The organism is Leptospira sanjuanensis (genome assembly GCF_022267325.1).
Taxonomy (GTDB): Bacteria; Spirochaetota; Leptospiria; order Leptospirales; family Leptospiraceae; genus Leptospira; species Leptospira sanjuanensis.
The window spans coordinates 2,604,048-2,620,867 of record NZ_JAIZBG010000001.1; the positions used below are offsets into that span (position 1 = coordinate 2,604,048).

19 protein-coding genes are annotated in these 16,820 nt (G+C 45.4%); 15 read left to right on the top strand and 4 right to left on the bottom strand.

Annotated elements, in window-relative coordinates; translation table 11 throughout:
• The first annotated feature begins 52 nt into the window (after positions 1 to 52).
• A complete protein-coding gene (locus tag LFX25_RS11770) occupies positions 53 to 775 on the top strand; it encodes a flagellar filament outer layer protein FlaA (protein ID WP_238731585.1) in 723 nt (240 codons plus the stop codon).
• Here the strand turns inward: LFX25_RS11770 and LFX25_RS11775 are convergent.
• Positions 747 to 1,364 (bottom strand): HAD-IA family hydrolase, encoded by a 618-nt coding sequence (locus LFX25_RS11775; RefSeq protein ID WP_238730410.1) that lies wholly within the window; start codon positions 1,362 to 1,364, stop codon positions 747 to 749. The genes LFX25_RS11770 and LFX25_RS11775 overlap by 29 nt on opposite strands.
• A gap of 6 nt (positions 1,365 to 1,370) precedes the next feature.
• On the opposite strand from LFX25_RS11775, the gene LFX25_RS11780 reads away from it, so the two are divergent.
• Both LFX25_RS11780 and LFX25_RS11785 read left to right on the top strand, forming a co-directional pair.
• Positions 1,371 to 2,630 carry a 3-deoxy-D-manno-octulosonic acid transferase gene (locus tag LFX25_RS11780; RefSeq protein WP_238730411.1) on the top strand — a complete coding sequence of 420 codons (1,260 nt, stop codon included), beginning with the start codon at positions 1,371 to 1,373 and terminating at the stop codon, positions 2,628 to 2,630.
• Between the two features lie 490 nt (positions 2,631 to 3,120).
• Entirely contained in the window at positions 3,121 to 3,765 is a 645-nt protein-coding gene (locus LFX25_RS11785) for a hypothetical protein (protein ID WP_238730412.1), read from the top strand.
• A 144-nt stretch (positions 3,766 to 3,909) separates the two neighbouring features.
• On the opposite strand, the gene LFX25_RS11790 is transcribed toward LFX25_RS11785, so the two are convergent.
• The gene (locus tag LFX25_RS11790; protein WP_238730413.1) at positions 3,910 to 4,884 is read right to left on the bottom strand and encodes an SRPBCC family protein; all 975 of its coding nucleotides are present in this window, start codon (positions 4,882 to 4,884) and stop codon (positions 3,910 to 3,912) included.
• Between the two features lie 193 nt (positions 4,885 to 5,077).
• Positions 5,078 to 7,195, bottom strand: coding sequence for a sodium-translocating pyrophosphatase (locus LFX25_RS11795; RefSeq protein WP_238730414.1), 2,118 nt, complete (start codon positions 7,193 to 7,195; stop codon positions 5,078 to 5,080).
• A gap of 13 nt (positions 7,196 to 7,208) precedes the next feature.
• On the opposite strand from LFX25_RS11795, the gene LFX25_RS11800 reads away from it, so the two are divergent.
• The 12 genes from LFX25_RS11800 (at position 7,209) to LFX25_RS11855 (ending at position 16,321) form a co-directional block, all read left to right on the top strand.
• Positions 7,209 to 8,426, top strand: coding sequence for a tetratricopeptide repeat protein (locus LFX25_RS11800; RefSeq protein WP_238730415.1), 1,218 nt, complete (start codon positions 7,209 to 7,211; stop codon positions 8,424 to 8,426).
• A gap of 138 nt (positions 8,427 to 8,564) precedes the next feature.
• The gene (gene lsa14, locus LFX25_RS11805) at positions 8,565 to 9,110 is read left to right on the top strand and encodes an adhesin Lsa14 (protein WP_238730416.1); all 546 of its coding nucleotides are present in this window, start codon (positions 8,565 to 8,567) and stop codon (positions 9,108 to 9,110) included.
• Positions 9,107 to 9,433: a TRL-like family protein gene (locus LFX25_RS11810; RefSeq protein ID WP_238730417.1), complete on the top strand. Its 327-nt coding sequence runs from the start codon at positions 9,107 to 9,109 to the stop codon at positions 9,431 to 9,433. The genes lsa14 and LFX25_RS11810 overlap by 4 nt, the downstream gene beginning before the upstream one ends.
• A complete protein-coding gene (locus LFX25_RS11815; RefSeq protein WP_238730418.1) occupies positions 9,430 to 9,792 on the top strand; it encodes a TRL-like family protein in 363 nt (120 codons plus the stop codon). The genes LFX25_RS11810 and LFX25_RS11815 overlap by 4 nt, the downstream gene beginning before the upstream one ends.
• A 60-nt stretch (positions 9,793 to 9,852) precedes the next feature.
• A complete protein-coding gene (locus tag LFX25_RS11820) occupies positions 9,853 to 10,191 on the top strand; it encodes a hypothetical protein (protein WP_238730419.1) in 339 nt (112 codons plus the stop codon).
• 44 nt (positions 10,192 to 10,235) lie between these two features.
• Positions 10,236 to 10,550 (top strand): hypothetical protein, encoded by a 315-nt coding sequence (locus LFX25_RS11825; protein WP_238730420.1) that lies wholly within the window; start codon positions 10,236 to 10,238, stop codon positions 10,548 to 10,550.
• Positions 10,537 to 11,241: a hypothetical protein gene (locus tag LFX25_RS11830; RefSeq protein ID WP_238730421.1), complete on the top strand. Its 705-nt coding sequence runs from the start codon at positions 10,537 to 10,539 to the stop codon at positions 11,239 to 11,241. The genes LFX25_RS11825 and LFX25_RS11830 overlap by 14 nt, the downstream gene beginning before the upstream one ends.
• A complete protein-coding gene (locus tag LFX25_RS11835; protein ID WP_238730422.1) occupies positions 11,238 to 12,116 on the top strand; it encodes a hypothetical protein in 879 nt (292 codons plus the stop codon). Before LFX25_RS11830 ends, LFX25_RS11835 begins: the two co-directional genes overlap by 4 nt.
• Positions 12,117 to 12,335: 219 nt before the next feature.
• On the top strand, positions 12,336 to 12,824 hold the full coding sequence (locus tag LFX25_RS11840) for a DUF3015 family protein (protein WP_319937215.1): 489 nt from the start codon (positions 12,336 to 12,338) through the stop codon (positions 12,822 to 12,824).
• Positions 12,825 to 12,838: 14 nt separating this feature from the next.
• A complete protein-coding gene (locus LFX25_RS11845) occupies positions 12,839 to 13,324 on the top strand; it encodes a DUF3015 family protein (protein ID WP_238730424.1) in 486 nt (161 codons plus the stop codon).
• 182 nt (positions 13,325 to 13,506) lie between these two features.
• Entirely contained in the window at positions 13,507 to 15,489 is a 1,983-nt protein-coding gene (locus LFX25_RS11850; RefSeq protein ID WP_238730425.1) for an Lnb N-terminal periplasmic domain-containing protein, read from the top strand.
• Complete coding sequence (locus LFX25_RS11855) at positions 15,452 to 16,321, top strand: alpha/beta hydrolase (RefSeq protein WP_238730426.1); 870 nt, start codon at positions 15,452 to 15,454, stop codon at positions 16,319 to 16,321. The genes LFX25_RS11850 and LFX25_RS11855 overlap by 38 nt, the downstream gene beginning before the upstream one ends.
• On the opposite strand, the gene LFX25_RS11860 is transcribed toward LFX25_RS11855, so the two are convergent.
• Positions 16,311 to 16,784 (bottom strand): hypothetical protein, encoded by a 474-nt coding sequence (locus LFX25_RS11860; protein ID WP_238730427.1) that lies wholly within the window; start codon positions 16,782 to 16,784, stop codon positions 16,311 to 16,313. The genes LFX25_RS11855 and LFX25_RS11860 overlap by 11 nt on opposite strands.
• Positions 16,785 to 16,820: the final 36 nt, after the last annotated feature.

Below are 16,820 nucleotides of genomic sequence, written 5' to 3' on the forward strand. Positions count from 1 at the left end.
GAATCCTGTGAGAGTCTTCTTTTCCGCGCGTTTCCGATTCTTTTTCTGCCTTTTGGGGGTTTGTCTGGCGATCGAGTTCGCGGCGCCGCTTTCCTCCGCGCCGGTCAAACGCGACGAAGACGAAATCAGCCGGGTTTTGATTTTAGAAAAGATACTCGCGGATTGGAAACAATACAATCTTTTTCTCGTGGATGCTTTCGACGGCGCGAGGCCTTGGGAAATTTACAGAGGGGTTTCGTTTTTAAACGAGATCCGTTTTAATTCTCAGATTCCGTCCAACCAAGCGTTTCTCAAAGAAAGAGAATCCTACCCTTCTCTTTCTCCCGCGAACGATTATCGTTCGATGATGGTGCAGACCTTTTTCGAAAACCCGAAACACGCCCATCTCGAAATCCGTCCGAAAGAAAAGATCCGTCTTCCGATCGGAAGGCCCACGAGAATCTTCTTTTGGATGTATGCTTCTTCCCAAAACGCGAGACTGGAACTCGTTCTGCATCAGCACAAGTCTAAGGAAATCGTAATCGATCTGGGTGATTTGGCCTTTGACGGTTGGAAACGAATCGAAAAAAAATTGGAAATTCCCGGAAGAAACATTTGGTTAAACCGAAGTCTCCGTTATCCGTTCGAGATCGCGGAGCTTCGTCTGATCCCCGGGCCGTTTCAGCAAAAGGGAGAATTCGTTTTTTATCTGGATCGTATGGGAATCCTCGTGGATACGAGAGACGAGGCCTATCCCGGCGCGGAAATCAAAGATAATTGGGGTACTGGTTTCTGAAGAATTCCGTGAGTTCGGTCGGCGTCTTCGGATTAAACTGAAACGTATCCCATCCCATATATCCGGCCGCTTCCACGTTAGTCGCATTGTCGTCGATCAACACGTAGCGCATATCCGAAAAATCCGTTTGAATCCACTGAAAGTATTCTTCTGCAGGTTTGCGGGTTCCGAGTTCGCAGGAAAAGTAGAGCTGATCGAAGTGGGAAAAGAGTTCCTGCATTTCGGGGAACTTATGAAATTCCTTATACCATACCGAGTAATTGCTCGCGAGTACGAGTTTGTTTCCGTTCGCCTTGAGAAGTTTGACGATCTTAACGGTTTCTCCGATCAAACGGACCTTGTTGAACATAAGCGCCTTGATTTCTTTCGGATCAGGCAAATCCCCGTTTCTATATTCGGGCAGATAGAATCGTTCGAAAAATTCTTCCTCTTCGATCCGTCCCTTTTCGAATTCCACGAAAGCTTCTCTTTCCCTTCCCTGGATGAATTTTTCTCTCGATTCGCTAGGAAGTATTTTATAAAGTGCAGAATGAAAGGGATCCTTGATTAGGGTGTCCATCAGATCAAAAGCAAATAAAACTCCGCTCATAAACCTATGATTTTTCTTTATCAAATCCTGACGATCTTTCTTCTCGTCTTTCTCGTTCCGTTCCTTCTCTTATTTCCGTCGGCCAGGCTTTTTTTGGGCAAACGTTCGGCGGATAAGAAACGAATTCTTTCCAAAAATTTGGATCTTTCGGGAAAACATACGATCTGGCTGCACGCCGCTTCGGTGGGAGAATTGGATCAGTGCCGCGCTCTTGCTTTGGAATTTCGAAAGAAAGATCCTTCTTCGTTTTTGATCCAATCCGTTTTTTCGGAAAGCGTGCGCGATTCTCAATTGGAAGCGTTTCCCGCAGACGAAACCTTCCGTCTTCCGATCGACACTCCGTTCGGATACGATTGGATTTTTTCCCGATTTCAACCGAAGGTTCTCGTGCTGATGGCCTGGGACACTTGGCCGAATCTGATCTTGTCCGCAAAACGTTTCGGCGCCAAAGTCGTGTTAGGTTCCGCGGTGATCGGCGCGCGCAAACAAGCTTTGATGGGAAGATTGACCAAGGCGGTCTTTCGTCATCTCGACGGAATCTATCCTTCGCACGAATCGTTTTACGAAGCGTTTCGCGCGCTGGTTCCGGAATACGTTCCGGTCAAGGTTTTGGGCGACACAAGATTCGACACGGTATTGAAAAAGATCGAGGACAATAAAAAGGAATTCAAAAGACCGAAGAATTATCCGTATTCGAAAATCATACTATTCGCATCCACCTACGAGCCCTGCGAAGAATTGATCGCCTCTTTATACGGACTTCTGCGGGAAAAAAATCCCGGATTGTTAAACGAATTCGCATTTTGGATTTTTCCCCACAAAACGTCTCCCGATCGGATCGTTTCGATCGAACATCGTCTGCAGGACGCAAAGATGGAATATCAAACCTGGACTTCCACTCCGTATGAGACGATGACCGCGCAGACGATCGTATTCGACGTGTTAGGCGTTCTTGCTTTCGCGTATCAAGCGGCGGACTTCGCGTATGTCGGGGGCGCGCTTCACAATCGTGTGCATAACGTTTTGGAACCGGCCACGTTCGGTTTACCCTTGATGACCGGTCCGAAAATCTCCAATTCTCCCGAGGCGATGATTTTGCAAAAAACAGGAGGCTTGTTTATCGTATCGAGTCCGGAAGACGTATTCCAAGTTTTGAATCTTGCGGAATCGGATTTAGAAACGATTCGAAAACAAAACCGAGAATTCGTTCAGGGCGGACGCGGTGCGGCAAAGAGGTTGTATGAGGAAATCCAGGGATTGTTGTAGTAGATTTTGACAACGTTGGGGAGATTTGTCGAAGTTCCGACGATCCTTTGTAAATCGGGCGAGCTCGAGCTATGGCGCGCCCTTAAGAAAGCTTTCCATTAAGCTTGTACGGAGGCGGGAAGATTTCCGAATTTTCTCCCTATCAGAAAATCCTACGTTCTACAAGTATAAATCCCTTCCCGAAAATGTAGGAACTCCAGCGTTCTACACAAAACAACTGCGTTACCGAATTCGAAGCGGCTTCTAGGCTTCTACGAAACTCACTTTATATCGAGAAAAATATCCGTTCTACTGACGAACTCCCGTTCATCCCAGAAATTAAAATTCGAATTTTTTCTAAGATGTCGGATCGATTCGGAAATCTAAAATTTATTTCCTAAATTCAGTTTTACAGTCTAAGAAAAGAAATTCGGGAAAACAAAAAATGAGGAAACTAATCCCATTCTTAATTTTAATCCAATCATTTTCAATATACGGGGAAACTAAAAAGTTGCGGTTTTTCGGAACGGCAACGGATCTAAATTCGGGAAAAATTCTCTATTACGATCATCACGAAGAAGTTTGGGAGAATGGAGACCATTCCTATTCGATAATCCGATATAAGGACACGAATGGGAAAGTCTTTGCAAAAAAGAAAATCGAATTTTCCAAAAATAATATGATTCCGGATTTTCAATTGGACGATCTGCGTGACGGTTATCTGGAGGGAGGTTCTTTTTTAAAAACGGGAACCGTACGATTATTTGCTCGAAGGGCCTTCGAAAAACCTTTGGAAGAAAAGTTAGTATCGTTTTCGGAGCCGGCATCGATGGACGGAGGTTTCGATTATTTTATTAAAGCCAATTGGGATTCGCTTTTAGAAGGTAAAACGATTCGTTTTCGCTTTTTAGTCCCCGTCGAGAAGGACTCTTTTGCGTTTTCCGTTTCCAAGACCAAAATCGGAGATTACAAAGGCAAACCCGCCCTTTTTTTGAGGATGAAAATCGACAACGCGCTCTTTTCCGTTTTCGTGAAACCGATCGACATGGTCTACGATACGAATTCGAAAAGGATTATGGAATACAGAGGAACCTCGAACATAAACAACGAACAAGGAAAAAGTCTCAACGTGAAGATTGTCTACGATTTTCGATAACGTCCGGTTTCTATAATGATTTTCTTCGGCTTCATCTCAAATGAATCATTTCAGGACGGATTCCTTTTTTAGGATTCTTCCACAATCGTATCAGAAAGGATACAAAGACAAAATCTACGATCGTTGAAAACATCACAATTCAATTCATTTCCCTTCCATTCTCCGTTTCAAAATTCTTAATATAGAATTCTGAATGTCCCTCATCAAAAAATCGCCCCAGAGAGAAGCATAAAAATTAAAGTGAGTCGATAGACGGTATTTGCTTCTCAAATGAAGAACGACGTTTTTCTTTCCAGGATACTTCAAGTTTTCATTATATTCCAATTCGTATTCCCCTTGCAACGCGTCGAAATAAATTCCGCCGGGAACGACGTGAGGATCCAAGGTTGTCAGAGGAGTCAGATTCGGATCCGCTTGGATTTCGAACTTCAACCTACGCTCCGGTTTCCATTCGGTGATCGTTTCGTAAAAGACCAATCCCTTCTCAAACCTCGCCTCTCGAATTCCTCCGATTCCTTCGTGAGAAAGAGTAGCTTCCACCGGTCTTGGAAATCCCATTGAATAAAAAAATCCTTCCTCGGTTTTTTCCAGTTCCGGAATGCGAACGATGTTCTTCCAAATTTTTTCCGGTGTCGATTCGATCGTAATCTTCGTTTCCACAATACGAATTTCATTCGGCAAATCCCAAAAGGTTTCGAAATATCCGGTAACAAGCGGAAGCGAAAGAAGTGAGAACACGGCTAGTAGATTCGTTCGATTCTCGGGAAAAATATAAAACCAAATCGCGACCGCTATTCCGCCTAAACTCGATAAGACGAGATAAATCGGAAGACCCATGGTGAGACAAATCATTCCTTCGATATTCACCAAAAGCGCGAAAAGCATGGAAACGATCGTCGGCAACCAAGGAAAGAATATATGAAAAAGCACGGTTCGGGACTTCGATTTTTCGGCGCTGTAGCACGAAATCAATCCGATCAAAAAGGGAAGAATAAAAATTCCTCCGTAAGTCATTCCGAGCCCGAGGTCCTTTAGGGATTCGATTCGAAAACAATACTGCACCGCGATCGCATACAAAACGGAAATCACAACAGGAATCAAAAAAGAACGTAGATTCATAACGTTGAAGGAGATCGTTCTTTCGTAGAACTGGCAAGAAAAAAGCGAAGAGAATTCGGTCAAAAAAAGCGGCTTTGCGCTTTTAAATCCAAAAAATTTCCGTAGAGGCGCCCGAAAATAAAAAAGGTTCTTCTCGCGCGAGCGAAAAGAACCTCCTTGTTTTCTATTTCAAGAAATCCTAATTTAGAAATTCTTAATGGTGAAACAATCTCATCAAAAGTCCGCCTTGTTGAACGAAAAATTCCGCAAACACGAGGCTTGTGATCGCCATCAATTTGATGAGGATGTTGATCGAAGGCCCGGAAGTATCCTTGAACGGATCCCCAACGGTATCGCCTACCACGGCGGCCTTGTGTTGATCGGAACCTTTTCCACCGGCTTTTTTCTCGATGTATTTCTTCGCGTTGTCCCATCCCCCGCCAGAGTTCGCCGCGGAGATCGCGAGAACAACTCCCGCAACGAGCGCACCCGCAAGAACACCCGCAAGAGTTTTTACTCCGAAAAGATATCCAACAAGAATCGGAGTCAAAAGAACGAGTAGTCCCGGAAGAATCATTTCGCGCAGAGCCGCGGTCGTGGAAATATCGACACAACGTTTGTAATCCGGCTTGTTCTTTCCTTCCATAATGCCCGGTATTTCGCGGAACTGTTTACGAACTTCTTCCACCATGTCGACTGCAGCCTTACCTACGGACTTCATCGTCATCGCGGTAAAGAGGAACGGCAACATCGCTCCGAACATCAATCCTCCGAACACTTCCGCGTTCAGAACTTCGAGACTTGTGGTATGAGTTCTCGTGATAAACGCAGCAAAGAGCGCAAGAGAAGTCAGCGCTGCGGAACCGATCGCGAATCCTTTTCCGATCGCCGCAGTCGTATTTCCCGCCGCATCCAGCGTATCGGTTCTGTCGCGAACTTCTTTTCCGAGTTCCGCCATCTCAGCGATCCCGCCCGCGTTATCGGCAACAGGACCGTATGCGTCGATGGTCAATCCGACAGCGATCGTGGAAATCATTCCCAGAGCCGCGATCGCGATTCCATACATTCCCGCAAGAAGGTTCGCGGTAACGATGGTGATCACGAGCAGGATCACGGGAATCACGGAAGAATGATATCCGAGAGAAAGTCCGTAGATGATGTTGGTCGCCGCACCGGTGTTCGATGCTTCCGCAACTTCTCTTACGGGTTTGTAAGAATGAGAAGTATAATACTCGGTTACGATTCCGATGAACATTCCGGAAAAAAGTCCCACGATCATGGAGATATAAACGTCCCATTTCGTGATCGTCTTTCCTGCGATTTCAAAAGAATCCACCATGAACGTGTTCGTTACGAAATACATGATTCCCGCAACGAGAAGCGTGGAAACCCAGAGCTGAACTTTCAGAGCCGATTCTACGTTTCCGCCTTCCTTCACTCTTGCGAGAAAACTCGTCAAAAGAGAAGCGGGAATTCCGAATGCGGAGATTAAAAGAGGATACAAAAGCGCGTCCACGGAACCGGAAAGAGCCGAAGCCGTCGCACCGATCACAAGAGCCGCACAAGTCGCTTCCGCACAAGAACCGAATAAGTCGGCTCCCATTCCGGCAACGTCTCCCACGTTGTCTCCCACGTTATCCGCAATCGTTGCCGGGTTTCTCGGATCGTCTTCCGGAATTCCCTTCTCCACCTTTCCTACTAAGTCCGCTCCGACGTCCGCGGCCTTTGTGTAAATCCCGCCGCCTACTCGACCGAAAAGAGCCACAGCGGAACCGCCTAAACCGAAACCGGCTAAGGATTCCATAAGAAAATGTTTTTCAACGGTTGGATGTAATCCCGTAAAAACGAGGAAAAGAACGATCATCCCGAGGATCGCAAGACCCACCAGACCGAATCCCATCACCGCACCGGAGTCGAACGCAACTCGGAAGGCTTTCGCCATAGAAGTTTTAGCCGCTTCCGCAGTTCTAACGTTTCCTGCGGTGGCGATTTTCATCCCGATAAAACCGGAAAGACAGGAGATCAAAGCCCCGGAAACAAACGCGATTGCGGTATGAACTCCGTCGTTAAAGCCTTCTGTGATCGGATTGTCCAAAAGAAGGACGATCAAAACCGCCATAAAAGCGATGAATAGGGAAATGACTTTGTATTCCCGAACGAGGAAGGCCATTGCGCCTTCGGAGATGGCGGAGGAAATTTCTAAAAGTTTTTTCGTTTCTTTTTCGTTACCGCCTGCGGCGCCGACTTGGATACGGACGACCTTCAGGGTATACACAACCGCAGTAACGATCGCCAAAATAGACATGGCGATAATAATCGTAACTGAATTCATTCAGTGAAACCTCTTGTTTTTTTTCAATGTTCCGATGTTTAAAAAGATGGGAAGAATTCTACCCGACAGACTGCCTGGGAAACTACTATCCACTTGTTTCTTTTTTTTACTTTGCACAGGTTATTCAACGCTCTATGGGAATTCAACCTTTTCTTACGGGGAGTTGCTCCGCCAGGCCAGGGAAGAATTGGGCCGCCTCCGCTACGATGAAGCCCTGCAGAAACTCGAAATCGCGAATTCTCTTGGAAACAAAAAAACGGCCGCCTATTACGAGATCGAAGGAAGAGCCTGGATCGGAAAAGGAGATCTCACAACGGCGATGGAGAGTTTTGAAAAGAGCCTCGCCATCGAACCGGACAATTCGGTCCTTTGGACCAAAATCGTAAGCGGTTATGAAGAATTAAAAAAGCCCGCAAAAGCCTATCATTTCGCAAGACTCAGTCTTTCTCAAAATCAGGAAAATCCGATTCTTCGATTTAAGATTCTCGTGTTGAGCTCGAGATTGGGAAATTTAGAATATTACAAAGAAACGTTGCGTTGGATCGAGGCAAACAATCCGTATCAGAACGATTTGTCCGCGATCGAAGCCGAAGTGACCGTTTCGTACGAAACCGGAAAAATCGACGAAAGCATCGTAAAATGCAAAAAATTCCTCCTCTACTTTCCCGAAAATCGATTCTTGCACAGAATTCTTCTTTTATGCTTGAAGAAAAAAAAATCGGCCGGGCTCGAACAAGCGCTCTTGGATCGTGCGGCGATCTTTCGAAACGAACCGATCTTCGCATACGAATCCGCGCTTGAATTTTTGCAGAACCGAAGATTCGTGGAATCGCTTTCGATGTCCAGACGAGCCTACTATCTAACTTTGAAAAAGAACGGACAACCTTCCAAAGAGATTCTGTATCCACTTCATAGAATTTACAGACAACAGGGATCGGTCATAGACGTACAGGCGATCGAAATTCTTCAAGAAATCGTGGAAAACGGAAAAGAAGGAAACGAAACGTTCCTCGACGCCAAACTCAAACAAACCGGATTCAACCGCGAACTCCTGTTATACGCTCTTTTTCAACTGCGGAAAAATCCGAGCGAAACTTCCGAACAAAGATCGAACGAATGGAAATCCTTCTTCGCAAAACTCCGAAAGCAACAAGAGGAAGAAGACTTATCCAATATCATATCGCCGTTCACATACGATACGGAAGAATCCGATTTTTTATCCGAACGTTAAATTCGAAATCTCGATTGTCAGACTATTGTCAGCGTTCCATCCTTCACAAAGATTCGAATGGATATTTTTTCCCAAAAAAGGGAATTTACTGTCATAGAATCAAGGTCTTTCGGGATATAATTTCGCGGAGGATTCAAGATGGCTCGATTCCAACTATTTTCAGGTCCGAGGATTCCGATTCGAGTCCCGATCCTTTTTCTTCTATTGTTCGTTTTCCAATGCACCGGAGTCAACATACTCAATTCCCCGGTGGGATCGGAAGAGATGAACACCAATCCCACCCCGGCGTACGGAAGACCTTCCCTCGAACTTTGGTACAAGGGAGGATTGATCTTTCACAACGAATCCATTCCTCACACGATCAACGGAAACGTTCGAAACCTGGAACGCGGAGAATCCTGTTCTAGATCGGCGCTCGCTCTTTTCGCCTGGGGCGATTCCTCCATTCGAAACGCATCCCGCAAAGCGAATATTCAAAAAATTGCACATATCGAATACGAACACACGGCAATTTTAGGAATCGTCTATCATAGCTTTTGCACGATCGTAACGGGCGAATCCGCGGCGGTTCCGGCGCTGAAGGTTAAGGAAGAAGCGAAAGAAAAACGAATCAAACAAAAAACTCCGACCGTCACCGAAATCAAACCCGAAGGAGACAAATCGGACGAGGAGGAAGACAAATGACAACGATCGTAAGAATCCTTTTTTGTCTTTTCCTTTCCACCGTTTTCGTTCAATGCGCTTCCGGACCCGTGGGCGGGTTGTTATTCACGCACAACTTATATCCGGGAGAAATCAATCCGACGAACGAAGTGCGACAAGACGCTACCGCGGAAGGATGCATTCATAACATTCTCGGCGTGCTCAGCTTCGGGGACGCCGGTGCGGGCTCCGTCGCCAAAAAGAACGGAATACGGAGAATCGCGATCGTCGATTACAGCGTTCTTCACATTCTCGCGTTCGTTTATAGAAACCACTGCGTGATCGTAACGGGAGAAAAAGAATGAAACGGATTTTGAATATTCAAAAAATAGCGATTCTTTTCTGTCTCGCTTTCGCCTTCTCTTTCGCGGGATGTATTTCCACTTCGGAACCGGCCGCCGTTTTTTCCTATAATACGCAGCACCTTCTTTCCAAAACGAACGGAAACATGATTTCCTCCGCCAGAATTTTGAAAAAGGGAGAAAGTTGCGCCTATGCGATTTCCCTTTTTTATTACAGCACATCGTATCGGGGACCGAAAAACAGCGTCGCCGACATAGCGAAGGAATTCAACATCGAGAAAATCGCAGTCGTCGACTATTCTTCCTTCAGTTTTTTGGGCCCGATCTTTTACAAAAACTGCGTCGTAGTCTGGGGTGAATGAACTTTAAAAAACACTTTACGCCGCAAGTCGACCGCGGATAACATCGACGCGGATTCTTTTATGAAACGCGTCCTTGTGGTCTTCCTCTCGATCGGGTTGTTATACGCTGCGTTAGGCTGCTCTTCCGAATATGTGGTGATACAACCCTCTTTGAACGGAGAGGAAAAATCCATCGGGAGGGTGCAGGGAACCGCCTGCGGTTTTTTGGGGTTTATCGTTCCCTGGTACACGTTCTTTCCGATGACCCAAAACTCGAAACTCAATCGAGCTTATTTCGAAGCGGTCAAACAATCTCCGGGCGCCAAAGGTCTGAAGAACATCCAAATCGAAGAATACTGGTTTTGGGCGGTGGCGGGAATGGTCCAGTGTATGACGATTTCGGGAGAGGCGGTCCGATGAAGCTGCGCCCCGTCTTCCTGTGTTTCACATCGGCTTTCCTCTGCTTGTTCCTTTTTGTTTCTTGTTTTGCGCAGCCGCTTCTGATTCCGGAAAATAAAATCGTTAAACCGACATCGGAAAAAAGCGTCACCTATCCCGTATATGCGAAAGAATGCGGATTCGTTCTCTTGTTGGTCATTCCCATCGGGATCAACGATCGTTTTGTACGAGCCTACGCAAAACTCTCCGCACAAGCAAAGGACGGTTTTCTTTCCGAGATCACTTTGCAGGAATCCTGGTTTTACGGACTGCTCGGAACTGGATATTGTACGACGATGACGGGCATGGTCACGAAAGAGGTCGCCGATGAAAAACAATAATTCTTTCGTTTTGCGGATTCTCGCTTTCGCGTTATTGCTTTTACTTTCCGGTTGCATCGCGATCCGAGTTTATATTCCGAAACAAGGGACGGATGCGTTCGACATAGGAAATTTGGATACAATTCCTCACTTGGCGATTCCGCATCCCAATCCCCAGTTTGAAATCGGCGAAGCACCGCATCTCGGCAATGCAACCTTTGCACGTCGCGTATCTTCCCTTTTCTTTTTAGCTCCCGATAAGTTGGAAAACGAATACGGTTCCATCGGAGTGCTTCTCCGCCGCGAACTGGATCGAAACCGCAACGATTACAAAACGAACGGCAAATACAGAATCTTCGTCAAAGACTTCGAACTTAAAACCGACGATCATTGTTTTTCGGGAAGCGTGACCGGGGTTAAACTTGCCATCGAGGTGACCGATCTTTCCAAAAATACGAGCGTCTTGGATTTTCAATATGCCGATTCCATAGAATCGAACGTGACCGATTGTCATTTTACTTTGGCGACGGCCACCATCGTCGGCTGGCTGATCTACATGCCTTATTTGGGATTTCGAGGAAACAGAGAAGATCAACTCAACCAACTCGGAAGAACCGCTTTATTAGAATTTTCTGAAAAACTAAAATTCTCCCTGCGAAAAAAAACGGAACCCGCGACTTCCGAAACTAAAAAAGAGATTCCGACACGATGAATCCGATCTTAAAATTTTTGAGCGCATTCGTTCTTTTAACCGCTTTGATCGCTTCGATCGGCTGCACCTATTCGATCGAAAAAAAATACGTCTACGCGAAACCGTATTATCCGAATCAGAATTACTTCGATGAAAACAATCCTCAGTTCGAAGAGGGCGAGCCTTACTGGCTTTTGGACTTTTTAGGAAACGTTTTCGGGGTTCTTTCCAAACTCATTCTTTGGAACCGCAAGATGAGCAATCATCGTTTTTCCGAAGAGACCAAAAATTATCTGAAAGATTATATTCGGGAAAACAACCTGAAGGACGTCAAGGTTCGTTTTAATCAATACGCTCCGATCGACGATTTGGTTCAACTTTGGAAGTCGGATACCGTTCATCCGATTTTGAAATATACTGTGGGAATTTTTAACTGGGCCATCGGCGCGATTCTTCCCGGAAGACTTTTTGCGGGATTGTTCAACGGAGATCATTACAATCCGTATTCGAACACGATCAATCTTTACAGCGATCTTCCTTCCGTCGTTCTACACGAGGGGGGACATTCGAAGGATTTTGCGCTTCGTAAATATAAGTCCTTATACAGCATCGGCTATTCGATTCCGTTTTTAGGTCCGTTGTATGCGGAGGCCCGTGCTTCGGATGATGCTCTTCGCTATCTGAGACACAGATGCGATCTGAAAAACGAACTCATCGCCTATCGGACATTATATCCTGCGTATGCGACGTATGCGGCAGGACCGATTCTCGATTCGGTCGGCGAGCTTGTAGGGTTGGCGGCTTCGATTCCCGGACATATCGTAGGATATCGAAAACAAAAGAAAGTGGAGAAGGAAGAAATTCCGGAGTGTAAGGTTTTGGAAGAGATGCGTTGATTTTTCGGACCTCGAAAGGAAAAATCCGGACGTCGATCAAAAAAGAATTTTCCCGAAACAAAATCGGAATCCGTTTTAAATCATCGATTATTTCGATTTCGTTTCGGATTTTCAGAAGTATTTCATTCTATAAATCCGTAGTCGAAAAGCTTTTCGAAAACAAATTGACAGCCTCGCAAAAAAGAGGGATGATCCTTTTTCGCATAAAGGAGTAAAATCGTGAAAAAAAGAATCTCCTGGATCCTTCTGACACTATCTTGCGCTGCTTTGCTGAGTCCTCTCTCGGCCAAAGATTATCACGTCGCAGGTTGCGGATTAGGTTCCTTAATTTTTAAAGAGAATAAAATGTTACATCAGATTCTCGCGTTGACTACGAATGTAACCGGATTTCAAACGATCGGTATTACGATCGGAACTTCCAATTGTAAAACGGACGGACTTGTGAAAACGGAAAAAGTTCAAGAAGTATTCGTAGCGGTTAATTATTCTTCCTTGGAACAAGAAATGGTAAGCGGGAAAGGGGAGAAGTTAGACGCTCTTTCATCGCTCCTCGGTTGCCCGTCCGAGATGAACGAAAGATTTTCAACGCTGACGCAGAATCGATATTCGAAGTTATTCGTGCCGAACGGAACTCCGGCAACTCTTCTTGACGGAGTCAAAAACGAAATTCGACAGGACGAAGTGTTAGCTTCGGCTTGCAAGATCTAAAGGGAGAAACAAGAATGAAACCGAATCGGAAAATCATATTAATTCTTCTTGCCATCCTTTCCCTCTCCTACGCAAAAAAAGCGGATGCGTACGGCGCCGCCGGATGCGGGTTAGGATCGGTCGTTATCACCGAAAATAAGGTGGTTCACCAGGTGATCGCAGCGACGGTAAACGGGTTATTCTCCGGAAATCAGCTTTTCGGAATCACCACCGGAACTTTGAACTGCAAAACCGACGGCGTAACCCAAAAGGAAAAAGAACAGGAAATCTTCGTTCATCTGAATTACGATTCTTTAATGTTAGAATCGGCTCAGGGTAAAGGGGAAAAACTGGAAGCATTCGCCTCTCTAATGGAATGCAAGGATACGAAGGCGCTCGCCGATCTTACAAGAAAGAACCATTCTTCCCTGTTTGCGAACGCGGACCCTTCCGATTTTCTTGTTAAAATCAAATTAGAAATGAGCAAGGATACGATCTTATCCAAAAGCTGCAAAATCTAATCGACATCAGGCTTCCGGAAACAAACGGAAGCCTGTACAATAAATTTTAATTCTTGAATATTCTAAAATCTTTCCATTTTATTCCGCTATCAGACGAGGTCGCAATTCTTAAAAGCCGAAACAGATCCGTATTTTTTCCTCTTTCCTTTCTTTTTTCATTCTTCGCAATTTCTCCGCTTCTTTTGGCGCAAGAGTCGACAACCGCAACACATCCTCGACAAGAAACGATCGATTCCTACGTTCAGAACGCGGAAACAAAAAAACTACATTCCGAACGCTATTGGCTCCTTCTGCTGCATTACCGCAAATCGATCTTCGGAAACGAAAAAAGCGAAGTCGACGGACAAGATTTTTTTCTTTCGACCAACGGCAAATGGAACGCCAAAGACGAACTCGCGGAAACCATTCGGGAATTTTTTAGAACGCCTACGCCGGAGGAAATCGAGGAAAAAGTATTACATCCGATGTGCAAATATCCGGAACGGTTTCGATGGTTGGATTCTCATTTGCATTTCGACAAAAACATACTCCCCCCTCTTCCGTGCACTCGATTCAACAACTGGATTGCAGCGTTGAATCCGACGTCGATTCAAGTAATCTTCGCTTCCTTTTACTTAAACAATCCCGCGTCCTTATTCGGACACAATCTCCTAAAAATCGGAAGCAAGAATCCCAATCGATCGGAGATCTTGGATTACGCGGTCAATTTTGCCGCGAATCATTCGCCGGAGGACGGAAGTCTAACGTATGCCGCACGAGGACTCTTCGGCGGTTATCCCGGCGCATTCAGCCTCTTTCCCTATTACTTTAAAATAAATGAATATAATGATATGGAAAGCAGGGATCTTTGGGAATATGAACTTGAAATCGAGGAATCGGACGCGAGAAGAGTCGTGTCTCATGTGTGGGAGTTAGGCGCGACCCACTTCGATTATTACTTCCTGGATGAGAATTGTTCGTATCACCTTCTTTCCTTGTTGGAAATCGCAAGAAGCGATCTGTTCCTACGAGAAGAATTCAATCTCTATACGATCCCCACCGATACGGTGAAGTTGATTCTCAAAAAGGAAGGTTTTATTCGGAAGAAAAGTCACAGACCTTCTCTTTCATCCAGGATGGAACAGAAAATCCGGGAACTATCCCCCAAGGAAAGGACGCGATTTTACGATTATATCTCTTCCAAAATCTCCCTTAAAGATTTGTTAAACGAATTCGAAAGTGAAAGACTGTCGCGGATCTTCGACGCGGCTTTGGACGCAAAACGATTCCAAAAGACGCTGGAAAAACAGAGCCTCGATCAAGAACAGGAATATAAGAATCTCCTAATGGAACGGAGCCGCCTGCCGTTCCCTCCGCTCCCGAATCAACCGCCCGTATTCGCTCCCCCCGAAGAAGGACATGGAAGTGGAAGAATCAAACTCAGCCGCGGAGCATCCGCGTTAGGCGGCTTTACGGATCTTTCGATCCGTGCGGCATATCACGATTTCATGAACTACGATAAGGGATTCGTTCCTTTTTCCACGATCGAATATTTTTCGATGAATCTGCGACAATACGACCTACAAAAAAATCCGCACTTAGAAGAATCAAGCCTAATCAAAGTTCTTTCCTTGGTTCCGGTAACTCCCATTCAAACGCCGTTTTCTTTTTTGATCGACGTGGGAAGCGATTCTTCCATGATCCGGTCCGCATATTCACCGAGAAATCAGATCGTATTTCTCCCTTTTTTATCGGACCCGACTTCTTTGAGCGTTCTCCATTCCGTATACGAAGACAAAAAAGAAAAACGGGAAACCGCTACCCGAGTTGCAAACTTCAACACGGACGCGACCCTAGGTTATTCTTTTTCGAACGGTGATCGGGAAAATTCGTTCTCTTGGGTTGTCTCGTTTCAGGCGGGAGGAAAGGCGAGAGGAAACGGCTATTACCGCGAAGGACTTTTGGTCGCTCCTCAGATCGCGTTTTTCGGAGCGGTCGCTTATCAAAAATGGAAGTTCGGTTTAACGGCTCAGTATTTCGCGTTCTCGATCTACGGTTACTTGGACGACTTCAAAGTCGCACCGATGTTCGCTTATGCGCTCTCCCAAAACTGGGAAATTCGAATGGAAGGAAAATTACAAAGATATTATGAAGAATTTCAGGTTTCCGCCGCGTTCTTTTTTTAAAACGATTCCGTTTTACGCACTTCTTTTCCTATCCTGTTCTTCCTTGTTTTATCAACCCACGCAGGAACGATATTGGAATCCGGACGCATTCGGTTTTTCTTATAAAGAAGAGGACTTTCATACGATCGACGGTGAAACGCTCAAGCTCTGGAGAATCGGCCCGAAATACGACAAACCGAAAGGTGTCGTTCTACAATTTCACGGAAACGGAGAGAATCGAACGAGTCACTTTATCAGTCTCGTTTGGCTCGTAAACCAAGGATACGAGCTCGTCGCCTTCGATTACAGGGGATATTTGGATTCGACCGGTGCGGCGGAACGCGAAAAAATCCACGAGGATTCGATCGCTCTCATTCGTAAAGAATTAGAATTTTCTAAATTACGAAATCTTCCCCTCATCGTTTACGGACAAAGTTTGGGAGGCGCGATCGCGGCTCGGGCGGTATCCGAAATCGAAAACAAATCCGGAATTCTTCTTTTGGTTTTGGACGGAAGTTTTGCAAGTTACCGTCAGGTGTTTCGAGGAGTTCTAAAAAACGTATTCTTCGCTCCGATCGATCTGATCTTCGCAATCTTTATGGACGACGACTTAAGTCCGGGGGAAACGTTGCATAAAATTTCACCCGTTCCCATTTTGATCGTTCACGGAACGGCAGACCCGATCGTTCCATACGAAAACGGTTTGGAATTGTTTCGACTCGCAAAAGATCCGAAATGGTTTTGGGAAGTTCGGGGCGGCGGCCACGTGGATTGGATGGCATTGGGGAACTCGAAAGAATCTAAGAATTTTCTAATATTCTTGGATTCTCTCGTTCGGAATTTCAATCCGTAGAATCAGGATGACGATCCATATGATCCGCCTCGATTAAAAATTCGAGGGCTTGTTTCGCGCTCAATTCCTTAAAATAAAGTTCGGTGAAGGAAAAAAAGGATTCGTTGAAAAGATAATAGTCCACAAAACGGATTTTGTTCTTTTCCAAAAAAAGAATCTTCCCTTCTCCTCTGGATTCCAAACGGTAATACCCTTCCTCCATATCCAAACGGATATATTCGCCTTCGTCTAACGTAAATTCACGATACGGACTCGGAACGGAATTCTGAAACGAACCTTCGTATTTGGAAATAAGTATTTTCTGTTTCCAAAAAGCCAAAGGAACTCTGGAAGGTCTGAGCAAATACAGAACCGCTGCCGCCGGAGCTTCTTTTTTCAATCGAATGAATTTGGATTTCTGTAATCCGCAACCGCTCACGAACATCAACAAAATCACAGCAAAAAGCGGAAGCGCTCTTTTCATCACGCATCCAGAGAATTCTTTCGAGAGAACGGATCA